This is a genomic window from Colwellia sp. BRX8-9, assembly GCF_014077245.1.
Lineage (GTDB): Bacteria > Pseudomonadota > Gammaproteobacteria > Enterobacterales > Alteromonadaceae > Colwellia_A.
Map to the genome: position 1 here is coordinate 1 of NZ_JACGVN010000007.1, position 12349 is coordinate 12349.

9 protein-coding genes are annotated in these 12349 nt (G+C 38.5%); all 9 read left to right on the top strand.

Going from position 1 to position 12349, the window contains the following annotated elements:
• The first annotated feature begins 34 nt into the window (after positions 1 to 34).
• The 9 genes from H4J70_RS07500 to H4J70_RS07540 all read left to right on the top strand — a co-directional run bounded on the left by H4J70_RS07500 (position 35) and on the right by H4J70_RS07540 (position 12348).
• Positions 35 to 1312 carry a polysaccharide biosynthesis/export family protein gene (locus H4J70_RS07500; protein ID WP_182250823.1) on the top strand — a complete coding sequence of 426 codons (1278 nt, stop codon included), beginning with the start codon at positions 35 to 37 and terminating at the stop codon, positions 1310 to 1312.
• 7 nt (positions 1313 to 1319) lie between these two features.
• Positions 1320 to 2711 carry a hypothetical protein gene (locus H4J70_RS07505; protein ID WP_182250824.1) on the top strand — a complete coding sequence of 464 codons (1392 nt, stop codon included), beginning with the start codon at positions 1320 to 1322 and terminating at the stop codon, positions 2709 to 2711.
• 383 nt (positions 2712 to 3094) lie between these two features.
• On the top strand, positions 3095 to 4363 hold the full coding sequence (locus H4J70_RS07510) for an O-antigen ligase (protein WP_182250825.1): 1269 nt from the start codon (positions 3095 to 3097) through the stop codon (positions 4361 to 4363).
• Positions 4356 to 5498 carry a polysaccharide pyruvyl transferase family protein gene (locus H4J70_RS07515; protein ID WP_182250826.1) on the top strand — a complete coding sequence of 381 codons (1143 nt, stop codon included), beginning with the start codon at positions 4356 to 4358 and terminating at the stop codon, positions 5496 to 5498. The genes H4J70_RS07510 and H4J70_RS07515 overlap by 8 nt, the downstream gene beginning before the upstream one ends.
• Positions 5458 to 6402 carry a glycosyltransferase family A protein gene (locus H4J70_RS07520; RefSeq protein ID WP_182218489.1) on the top strand — a complete coding sequence of 315 codons (945 nt, stop codon included), beginning with the start codon at positions 5458 to 5460 and terminating at the stop codon, positions 6400 to 6402. Before H4J70_RS07515 ends, H4J70_RS07520 begins: the two co-directional genes overlap by 41 nt.
• A 265-nt stretch (positions 6403 to 6667) precedes the next feature.
• Entirely contained in the window at positions 6668 to 9934 is a 3267-nt protein-coding gene (locus H4J70_RS07525; RefSeq protein WP_259368016.1) for an LruC domain-containing protein, read from the top strand.
• 11 nt (positions 9935 to 9945) lie between these two features.
• On the top strand, positions 9946 to 10476 hold the full coding sequence (locus H4J70_RS07530) for a hypothetical protein (RefSeq protein WP_182250827.1): 531 nt from the start codon (positions 9946 to 9948) through the stop codon (positions 10474 to 10476).
• 218 nt (positions 10477 to 10694) lie between these two features.
• Positions 10695 to 10943 carry a DUF3297 family protein gene (locus tag H4J70_RS07535; RefSeq protein ID WP_182173540.1) on the top strand — a complete coding sequence of 83 codons (249 nt, stop codon included), beginning with the start codon at positions 10695 to 10697 and terminating at the stop codon, positions 10941 to 10943.
• Positions 10944 to 11199: 256 nt separating this feature from the next.
• Entirely contained in the window at positions 11200 to 12348 is a 1149-nt protein-coding gene (locus H4J70_RS07540; RefSeq protein WP_182250828.1) for an ATP-grasp domain-containing protein, read from the top strand.
• The last annotated feature ends 1 nt before the right edge of the window (position 12349 follow it).

Below are 12349 nucleotides of genomic sequence, written 5' to 3' on the forward strand. Positions count from 1 at the left end.
GGTGTAGAGAGTTTAAATCGTTATGGAGAATTCAATGTCGTTTCACCCAGCTAAAAGTTACAAAATAATGCCAGCGCTTATCGCGCTCATTGGAATTTTAGTTTTACAGGGGTGTGCTAAACACTCATCAGTAGATATTGATAAGTCTGCACTTAGATTTTATGGCACGCCAGCTGACAATGGTGATGACTTTATTCATGAGCAAGCACCTAAAACGCTATTTTCAGATGGATTAAATTGCAGTCAGTTTCAAGATATGGGCGCAGCCCTAAATTATAGAACAGACAAACCATTAAATTTACATTCATCAAACATGAAAGCTTCAGCAGAGAATGACCCTATTCTTGCGCAAGGTTTATTATTAAGTCCCGGGGATTTAGTTGAAGTACTTATTGAAGATGGTGAAGGTTTTAATGGTCGTTATATTGTTGATAACGCGGGATATGTAAAACTACCTATTATAGGTGTTATTTCAGCAGGTGGTGCGACAACCAATAAGTTAGAAACCAAAATTGAATTAGCCTTAATTAGAGCAGAAATATTTCAACCCGCCAGTGCTAGCGTGACCATACACGTATTAAATTGGTCATCAATTGAGGTGTCTGTTGCCGGTGCGGTTTTTCAGCCTGGTACGGTATTAATTAATAAGAAACCAAATGGTATTCAAAATGCAGAACATTTAGATGCATTTGGTGATTATTCAACAACGCGATTATTGTCTGAAGCGATCAGAGCAGCTTCAGGTATTCGACCTGATGCAAAATTAGATCAAATAATTTTACTCCGTAAAGGCTGGCAGGTTCAAATAGATATGACAGGAATGCTCTCTGGAGAATTAGTTAAGGATTATCCATTAGTGGCAGGTGACCGCGTTATCGTACCCAGTACCGGTTGTTTTCAAGCACACTTAGTTAGACCTAGTTTAATTACGCCTAAGGGATTTCGTGTTTTTATGTCTAATCTCATTGATTCAGCCGGAGATAATGCGAGTGCAGCCGTGGGGCGATATTCAACTAGCCTGCCTTATGGTACACGCTTATTACAAGCGGCGGTTTCTGCTAATTGTGTCGGTGGTAAAGATTGGACCAATGCGCCACGTCGAGTAGTTCTTGCGAGTAAAAATCCAATTACCGGTGAAACACAAGTTATTGAGCGCTCGGTAGAAGCGTTAATGACGACACCGAATCAAGGCAATATTAACCCTTACTTAATGCCTAATGATGCTGTTGCCTGTTACGACTCAGATATTACTAACTTTCGTGATATCGCCAAGACAGTTGTCGACATCCTGCTTCCTATTAAATTGTTATAAGTGAATTATGAAATATCCTATTGTAACGTTAACGTCATTTGGCCTATTCAGAGCAAGAACATACTCAGTGTTAAAACGCCCTTATTTAGTGGTTGGTTTAGCTTGTTATTTAGTTGTTGCACTGCTTATTATGCTTTATTTGAATAAGGCTCCGTCATTTACCAGTGATATGGAAATGGTCTTACCTGGAACCGGTAGCAGTAACAGTGTATCACTGGATAATGTCGGCCAAGTTGTTTCACAAACAAATACCCCTTTTTCTGGTGGTGGCTTTAACCCACGTGTTAATTATAAAGAGATGCTATCAAGCCGAGGTGTTAGGGGGCGTGCTGCTAAGAAACTAAATATTTCGCTTGATGAACTTGGTCAACCAAGAATTAAGCTCACCGAGCAAACCTCTATTATTTCATTGGCGATGAGTGCTGGTAGCTCAAAATTAGCACAAGAAAAAACCTTTGCCATCTATGAATCTTTACAAGACGAGTTGAGTAATCTTCGCGCCGATGAAGTGTTACGACGAGACCGGAGTATTAACCATGTTCTTGACCAGTACCGGGAAAGAATGAATATAACCCGTAATGCTATTGTTGATTTTCAACAGCGATCCATTGTGGTTTCAACCGATCAAATGAACCAATTGGTTAAAACCTTATCCGGTGTCAAAGAAAAACGACTTTATGTCAAAGCTGAAACAAGGCAATTACAAGAATATATTTATCAATTAAGCGAAGAGCTTGGGGTTTCACCCAAATTAGCAGGACAAGCATTCGCCCTGCAATCAGACGTTGAATTTAGAGCTTATATTACCGAATTAAAGGAAAGTATTACTCAACTCACCGAATACAGCTCTCGATGGGGGGTTAATCACCCAAAAGTGAAAGCACAACAAAAAAGATTAAACTTTACCCGAATTGCGATAAACCAGAGAAGCAGCGAAATGTACGGTGTTAATTCAAGTGAGATATTCAATTCCTTAAATTTGGATTTGAACCCAAAACGGGCTGAGTTATTCGCTGACTTAATTGCCGCTTATGCAAAACAAAAAGGCCAAGATTCAATGTTTGCTGATTTAGGACGATCTGTTGAACATCTTGGTGACCAATTAAAGGTCTACTCTAGAGAAATAGTGGAATTAGAGCGGTTACAAAGAGAATTTAACATGGCAGAAGCTATTTTTACCTCAGCAGCCGCAAGATTAGAAGCGAGTAAAGCAGACATTTTTGCCTCGTATCCGGTATTACAAATGCTAACAACCCCTTCTTATCCAACGAAACAAGGTAGTCCTAAAAATATTATTGCCTTTGTTGGTGCTGTAGCTGGGTTTTTATTCATTACCTTTGGCTTATTCGTTTTATCGCAACGCAACAAGTTAATTCAAGTTTTACTCAAGAAAAACTAATTTGGCTAATAGAAGTTAACCCTATCAATGCTTAATCGCCTTGATAGAGGGTTAACTTTAGCCTTGTCTTAGACTTCTCCTTATTTTATCAACCCTATTCCCCGTATTGTGTAGGTTAAATCTGTAAATAATAATGGTCTTTTATAAAAAATAATTAATTGCAAAATGAAAATCCTATTTTTATTTTGCAATTAAAGATAACACTCGCCTCAAGAAAAGAAAATAAAACCCATAACTTCAACAGCTTAAAATAAAAATAGGATTGGCACAGTTTTAGCAATGAGTAGGTTATCAACAATTTATTAATGATTAATACAATACCGGCTAAAGATAATAATACTTTTAGATTAAGCCTTTATTCATCCATTTGGACAAATTAACTTATGGCTTCACAGCATCCCACTGCAACTTCTACCGAAGAAAAGCTAGTTTGGTTTGGGTTAACACTTACCTATCCATTCTTCGCATTCGGTGGTCTTTATGTTATGGGCTCAGTAATAGGTTGGATGATCTTTATTGTGGTTTTATTACGTTGGTATGTAAACGGCAAAGACAAAAATGCAGTGATACCTGCCATTGTTTGGTTATGGATCCTCGGTGGCTTTTTTATGTTAGTCGCGCTACTCATTGGTCATTCAAATTGGGACTTGGGACTAGCGAAAACCATCAAGTCTTCGATTGGTTGGGCAAAAGGATGGGCACTGATGCCGCTATTTTTATTTATTGGTGCCTTTGTTGATATTAAACCGCAATTAGTCGTTAGAGCCATATGCGTTGTTTCATTTCATTCGTTAGTTTTTGCCGGTGTGACTGTTGTTCTTTATATGGTTGGTGCCCCTGGTGATTTATTTATATCACCGCTACAAGTGATTGGCGGACCCGGTGAAAGCTTCTTCACGGTAAGTTTATTTGGTTTAAACCCTGAAACTGGTGGTGGCCGTTGGAGGTTTTTTACTCCTTGGGCACCTGCAGCAGGATTTATGGCATGTATATTTTTAATTTTTACAAGCCAAGAGAAAGAACCTTTTTGGAGAAACTCAGGTTTAGCCGGCAGTTTCATCATGTGTTTACTCTCACAATCACGTGCTGGTTGGGTTATTTATATCGCTTTAGCGCCGCTATGCTTTTTCAGTAAACATTTTAAAAATCCACTGCTTATTATACTTTTTGGCTTGTTCATTCCAACCATTTTATTACTAGGCGAGCCGTTATTTAATTTTATCACTAACAGCTACGAAGACATTAAAGCTTCGCGCCCTGATTCAACACGAGTACGTAATACGCTAGAAGTACTGGCGTTGCAACGTTGGGAGTCAGAGGCTCCAATTTGGGGACATGGCATTGTTGAGAAAGGACCAAAAATCGTTGAAGGAATGCCTATAGGTTCACACCACAGCTGGTATGGACTGTTATTTGTCAAAGGCATAGTAGGACTTTTAGCATTAGCTATACCTTTAACGTTTACCTGTATCTATTTATTTTGGCATAGCCTTAAAAGCGAGATTTGTTATACCGCGGCGCTGATGGCAATCGTTTTTATCTGTTACTCATTTTTTGAAAATCTAGAAATATTAAGTTTTATTTATTGGCCAGCACTTTTATGGATAGGCATTGCCCTTAATCCACTAAAATCAGGAGAAAGACATGTTTAAGAAATACGATGCTTATTTAGTAGGCTATTACGGCATGCAAAATAGCGGCGATGATGCGCTGATGTATGCATCGGCCTGGGCGGCTCAACACATTATTGGTTGTGAAAATACCTTAGTCGGTTTGTACGGCGATTATTGCAGAGAAACACAAACGGATCATCAACTACCGCTCAAGTTTAACCAGCAATTTCCTGGGCAAAATAGGTTATTGCATTATAAAGCTGCACTTCAAAGTAAACGTATTATTTTTGGTGGTGGCTCGGTTTTACACAGTGAAACAGATATAAACCTTAAAAGACAATTAATGTCTTTATCAAGTCCTAAAAATAGCTTAGCAGTAGGCGTAGGAATTGGCCCGTTTAATACAACCGCAGCAGAAAAAGCATGTGCAAAATTTTTAAATGAATGTGGTTATATTGGCGTCAGAGACAGTGAAAGTTTAGACATTGCTCAAAGTATTGCCCCTAATGCTAACGTTAATAAAACCTTTGATTTGGCACCATTACTGCTGTGTTCAGATAAATATAAACCTGAAAAAGTCGAACGTAAAGGCATTGCACTGTCACTATGCTCTGTTGCTATTAATGCGATGGGCAAAACAAATAAAGGTGCTGAACAGCAAAGGTTTCATCAATTTACTCAGTTAATAACACAGTTATACGCCCAAACAGGTGAACCTATTACCTTAATTGAGTTTAACGGACATGGCTCATTAGGCGATTGGAAAATCAACAATAATATTATTGCTCGTTTAAACAAAACGGTGCCCGTAACGATAGAAAAATACCAAGCAGATCCCATTAAATTACTCGAAAAACTGGGCACTTATAAAGCTATTGTTAGTATGCGTTTACATGGTTCTATTTTAGGTTATTTAGCTAACACACCCGTGCTGTCAGTTAATTATCACAGTAAATGTAAAGGTTGGTGTGAGGAGATTGGCCTAGCACAAGACTATCAAATAGATTTATTTAATCTCAATATTAAATCGATTGTTAACCAAATAGTAAAAGGTTTATCAACAAATTTTATACCACCAACGTTATCAGTTGATAGCGCTTTAAAAAATTCTTTATCTAACTGGAGTGATCAAAATGAAAAATATAAAATTTACTGTAATTATTCCGCTGTTTAACAAAGCCGAACATATTTTAAGAACACTTAACAGTGTCGCATGGCAGAAATACCCCGCTGCTGAAATTATTGTTATTGATGATGGCTCTACCGATGATGGCGCCTTAATTGTAAAAAATGCCAATATGGAAAATGTAAAACTCATCCAACAACAAAATCAAGGCGTGTCTGCCGCTCGTAATAATGGTGTTGCGTTAGCAAGCCATGAATACATTGCATTTTTAGATGCGGACGACCAATGGTTACCCTTATTTTTAGATGAGATAGCTCGCTTAATTGTTAGATTCCCGCAAGCAAAGTTTTTTGGAACACGCTACCAAATTGTCGAATCTGAGCATAACTATATCGATGCAAAAATAAAACTAAAAAACATCGACCCAGAGGGCGTGATATTAGCTGATTATTTTGATATCGCTTCTCAAGGAGACCTACCTTTCACTATGTCTTCTATGGTCATTCAACGGTCATTATTTAACGACATTGGTGGTTTTCCTCTGAATGAACCTATAGGTGAGGATCAAGATTTATTCTGTCGGGTTGCGTTAAATACAGATATAGCTTATTCACCAAATATTCATTCTCTTTATCATAAAGATGCACAAAACCAAGCGAGTAAAAATAATATTCCTTCCACAGAGTGTGGTTTTAGTATTCGGATAACAGAGCAAGCATCTCGGTTTAAAGGTAATAAAAGCTCAGCCAATATGCTTAAATATAGTGCAACACATTTATGTCACTTGGCAAAACTCAATATTGGTGACGGCCATTTTACCCAGGCGAGAACATTATTATCAGACCCTCGTTGTAAACTAAAACCTAAACACTTAGTGGGACTTTATGGATTGTCATGGATAAAGCAAACAGAACAATGGTTAGTCAATGGTTTTCAATATAAACAGTTATAACGGTTAACCAGATGAACGCCAAAAGCCGCATCTCAATAGAGCAGCGGCTTAATCCTTTATCAGTCCCCATTAATAAAATAGTAAACTTACTTTATTCTATTTTGCAAAATGATAATTTTCGCAAAACAAAAATAGAAAAACCAACACAAAAACAATAATAACAAACAATATCATCAACTTAACAATTAAAACTATATTGGTTCATTACTTGCAATACCTATCTTAAGTAACAAATAAAATTTTACATACAATTGAGGGTAGTAAGATGAAAAGGAATAATGCTTATATTTGGGATCACAATTTGGCTAATATTGATGTTAACGCATTAATAAATAATATTATGGGTAATGGCGCCATACATTATAGACGCGTAGTAAAACAAGCGAGCTTGGTCATATCCACTTTTCTGTTTTTTACCCTATCTACTGCACAGGCTAGTAATGGACCTTTATTAGATTCAGCGCTAAATAACCAATCACTTTATGCCAGCAGTTATATAACGATGGGCGCACGAACAGTTGTCGGCGGTAATGTTCAAAGTGCAACAGCCATAACACTTGCTGCAAATGCGATTGTAGGTGGTAATGTTGAATCTGGAGCCTCAACAACCCTTGGCGCAGACGCAGCTGTTGTCGGCTATATCCAAGCAGGAACTACAGCAACACTTGGTGTGGCGTCTCTGGTTAATGGCGATATTGAAGCAGGAACCACAGCCACTATTGGTGCGAGTGCGATCATTGCTGGCGCTCTAACAGCAGGAACTACAGTAACAATAGATGCAACAGTAGAAGTATCTGGTGATGTTTTTGCAGGCACAACAGTAACTATAGGTGCCGGTTCAGTTTTTCATGGCAACATAGATGCAGGTACAACCACAACCATAGGCGCAGGGGTCCAAATAGACGGTATTCTTACGGCAAATTCTTTGCTGGCATCTCCCATCCCTAACTTAGTAACAAACCAAGAAGATTTAATTACAAGATTACAAGTAACATTGAAAGCTTTAGGTACTGGAACAGAACTTATATCGACGTCTTTTGGTACTAATGATGAAACACTTGAAGCGGGTATTTACAGTACCATAGATTATTTATCGATAGCTATCGGTAAGACACTAACCCTAGATGGCAAAGGTGTTGACGGTGTATGGATTTTCAACATTGCTAATTACCTAAGTTTAGCCGCAGATTCAAAGATAATACTAAAAGATGTAACAGATAACAGCACTATTATCTGGAATGTACTTGGTGACAAAACAGGCTCAGCTGGCTACACACAACTTGGCGCAGGTGCAGAAGCTCGTGGTTATATATTTGCAAAAGGCTTTGTTCAGACTGGTGCTAATGCTGTGATAGCGGGTGTAGGTGATGATTGTGGCGGTGCTTTTTCAGCCACTAATTTTATTGAGTTTGGTGCAGATAGCATCATCGGGAAAGAGGCGTGCATAAATGGCGTAGTTTTATCGGTAAACCAAGCCATTTTTGGGCAACCGTTTGCTGCTTGTCCAACCGATGCCTTTTTAATACAAGATACCTCAGCAACTTTATTTGGTGTGCAATTGGCTACCGGTCAGTATCAACAACTATCAAATACTATGGGCACAACAAATAAACTTAATGCGATGGGCTTTAATTTTCATGACCAATATCTTTATGCTTGGAGCACGGAATTTTCTGGACCTGTCCGTATTAATAATAATTATCAAGTAACCACATTACCCACAACTGGTTTACCCGAAATATCATTCTATGTTGGCGATATTGCCCTTGATAACAATGTCTATTATTTATACCGCCCTGGTAACACCAATGGTTTATACGCTATCCCATTAGATCCAACTGCCGATAATTATTTAGTTGCAGAACGTATTATTGATGGCAGTAGTTTAAATTTACGTATCTTTGATATGGCCTTTCATCCCTTTAATGGTTTCGCCTATAGTGTTGATAATATCGGTAACCTTCATCGTATTGATGTAAATAATGGCAGTTCAGAATTAATTAATAATGTTGGTGAATCAGGTACGTTTGGCGCTATTTACTTTGATGTCGATGAAAACCTTTATATTAGTCGTAACAACGACGGTAAAGTCTTTAAAATAGATACTAAAGAAGCAAACTCACTTGCTGTTTTATATGCTTATGGACCCAGTTCGAGTAATAATGATGGTGCACGCTGTGCCCTAGCCCCTGTTATTTCCACAGAAAAAGCGAGCATTGACTTTGGTGATGCGCCTGCATCTTACGGTAGCTCTGCTGAAGATAATGGGGCTCGTCATAGTACTGAAAATAATTCTATCTTTATGGGTATTAGCGTTGATGCTGAATTTGATAGCTTTCAATTTCCACTAAGTGATGACGAAACAGACGGTAATAATGATGATGATGGTGTTGCTTTTGTCACAGGTATAGAAGTCGGTAACCTAGCAGTCCTACAACTTGTTGCTTCATCTTCAGCCTTTGTAAATGCATGGATAGATTTTGATGGTAACGGTGTTTTTGGAACCGATGAGAAAATAATTGATGCGTTACCTGTTATTGCAGGTAGTAATATTATTTCATATGAAGTGCCGACATGGGCTGAAGCGAACAGTACTTGGGCACGTTTTAGAATAAGTAGCACTGCTGACTTAGGTCCAACAGGTGGTGTTAGTGATGGTGAAGTTGAAGATTATCTTGTGGATATAACAGAAGCTAACGTTAGCATAGAGTATTACCCAAGTGCTTCTGGCTGGGCTACTATTGCCTTTGAAGATAATTGGCCAATAGTCGGCGATTATGACTTCAATGACTTAGTGATGAACTATCGTATTAGTGAATATATACTTGATGGTGAAGTTATTCGAGTGAAACTTGAAGGGCAAATTGCCGCTGTTGGCGGGTCTTATCACAACGGATTTGCTTTCCAATTACCTGGTATTAGCAGAGAAACGATTAACGAAGATGATATCCGCTATACCATTAACAACGTGCCTCAGCTCACCTCACCTTTAGAGCAGGGGCGTGATAAAGCCATCGCAATAATTACCAACGACGTATGGGACTATGTAAGTGCGGGTGAAAACTGTAAGTATTACCGAAGTGAACCGGGTTGTGGTTCTAAAATTCAAATGCATTTTTCAATGACACTGCCAATGACCCGTGCAATTCCTATTGAAGAAATGCCTGCGTTCCCTTATGACCCATTTTTATTCGCTACTGAAAGCTATGAGCATGGTTATGTATTCGGACAGGCTCCTGGTAGAGCATACGAAATACATTTGCCCAATAAAGCTCCTACCGAAGCTTTTAGAACAGACTTTTTTAACAGAGGTGAAGATAAGAGCGAACCTGATAATGAGCGTTACTTTGTTAATGAGAATGGTATGCCTTGGGCGATCAATGTTGGTTCACAATGGCAATATCCTCTGGAATATATGGATGTAATTTACGCTTACCCCATGTTTTCTAGCTTTATTATCAATGAAGGTCGTATTGATGATGACTGGTTTATAGAAAATAATGCCAATATAAAAAATACATTTTTAGATTAAAGGAGTGACATATGAATAAGCTATATATGAGTGTTCTATTAAGTGCTTTATTAACGGCATGTGGCGGCGGTGGTTCGGCCGGAGAAACAGTATCAGTAACGCCACAACCGGTAGTAGAAGAACAACAACCAGAGATTATTTTGCCTGACCCGATTGTAACCCAACTTGTGGTAACTGAGTTTATCTTAGCAGAAACTAGTCCCCTAGAGGCAAGAGACGTGTTAGAAAGTAGTGCACAAACCAGCGGTGATATATCAGTACCCGATGGATTTTCATTAAATAGTGAGCGTTCATTTAATTTAAAAATAATCAGATCTGATGATGATGATCAAGCTGCCTATTTATCACTGTGCAGTGATTATCAAGAAAATAGCGATGGCAGCTATAACATTAATTATGATAGCTGCTTACTAAGAACATCATTGAATGAAGCGGTTTTTGAAACTGTAATTACCGTCACTAATGATACCGAGGGTTTAGTTGCAGCATTATGGTTTGTCGATGGGAGTAGGAATCCAATCATCAAAGATTGGCGCTTCTAATAACAGTATTGCAACGATGAGTAGACTGACTTGGATAGCCTTTAGTTTTTCTACTCGATAACGGCTTTAAGTATCGAAGATTATCCCCCTTACCGGCGTTATAAACTTGAGGTTTATTTAGACTTTTAAACAAAGGCTAAAAATTTATCACAACAGCGCTTGAGCGCTATCTATATATTGCCTACAATAGCGCAATTTTTTTATCATAGGTCACAAACATGAACGATACTACATCGCTACCCGCTTTACCCGATCGCCTATCAGGTAATCCCCGCAGCCCACATCATGTAGAAGAAATTTTTCAACACGAGATAGGTATTCGACTTAATGGCAAAGAACGTTTCGATGTTGAAGAGTATTGCATCAGCGAAGGTTGGGTAAAAGTCACCATGAACAAAGCGTTAGACCGTCGTGGTCAGCCACTTTTAATGACGGCTAAAGGCACAGTTGAAGCGTTTTACCGTTAAGCCTTATCAATAAAAAATAATAAGCTAATATGCCTTCTCCAAGGCATATTAAATATGGGTCAGCAAAGCAGTATCTACCTCGCTGCCTGACCCTACTTAACAATACAACGACGATCCAAATTTCTAGACTGTTTGAAATTTTCATCCCCCCTCTTCTACTGCGCTAAATTATCTAAATATTCTTATATATTAATTTATATATATTCACTAGACTCAGCAGATAAATATGTGATTTAGAAATTATCAGAGGTATTGAGTGGCGAATGTATTAATCGTGGGTAGAAGAGGTCGATGTTATCGAGCCGCATTAAAGCTGGGCCATAACGTTTTTCTCTGGAGTGATGGTCCCTTTCACGAAAGTCGAAAAGAAAAATTGTCGGGCTGTATTGAAACATCATTTGAAAGCGCAGAAAAAATGCTTTTAAAAGCTGAAATAGCAGCAATTCGTGAATTTAATATTGAATATGTTATCGCAGCCACTGAATCAAGTGTCGATATTGCTGCTATGGTTCGTAAAGAATTCAAACTAACAGGCACGCCACTTAACATTACCCGTATCTTACATAATAAAAACGAGATGAAGCTCAAAGCTTTAGAGCACAACATTCCTATTACAAAATTCCATCTCATCAATGACAACGATACGCCACAAGAATTAGTTGATAAGTTAGGCCTGCCACTTGTTGTTAAACCTGTAGCCGAATCGGGTGCAAGAGGTGTCATGGTGCTAAAAAGCTTAGCGGAAGTAGCATTGCATTCAAAGCCCGGCCTACTGGCTGAAGCTTTTGTTGAAGGAAGTGAAGTTAGCGTAGAAACGTTGATCCATAATGGCGTGCCAATTTTTCATAATATAACCGACTATCTTCACCAATGGAAAAAATCAATATTACCGGCAAATTTAACCCTCGCATTGCAAGAAAAAATCATCGCGATAAATGATCAAGTCATCAAAGGATTTGGCGTTAAAAATGGTATGACTCATGCTGAATTCTATCTGACTAAAGCGGGGCCAGTATTTGGCGAAATGGCCGTTCGCCCACCAGGTGGATACTATATGGAACTCATTCAATATGCCTATGGTTTCAACCCATGGAAAACCTATGTAGAGTTAGAAACTGGAGCGACTCCAACCCCGTTACCTGTCAAAGCTAATAAATTTGCTTGCGTACTCATGATCCATCCTGGTCCAGGAACTATTGATGAGATTTCCGGTATCGAGCAATGCAAAGCACTTAAAGAAATAGACCAATTTAAACTTAATATTGCAGCTGGAGATGAAGTTTACGCACACGACAGTACCAGCAGCGAGGTTGGCCATGTATTTATGTCAGGTGATTCACAAGAGATATTACTTGAGCAATTAAAGTTTATCGAAGATAACCTGATCATTAAGATAAAAACATAGC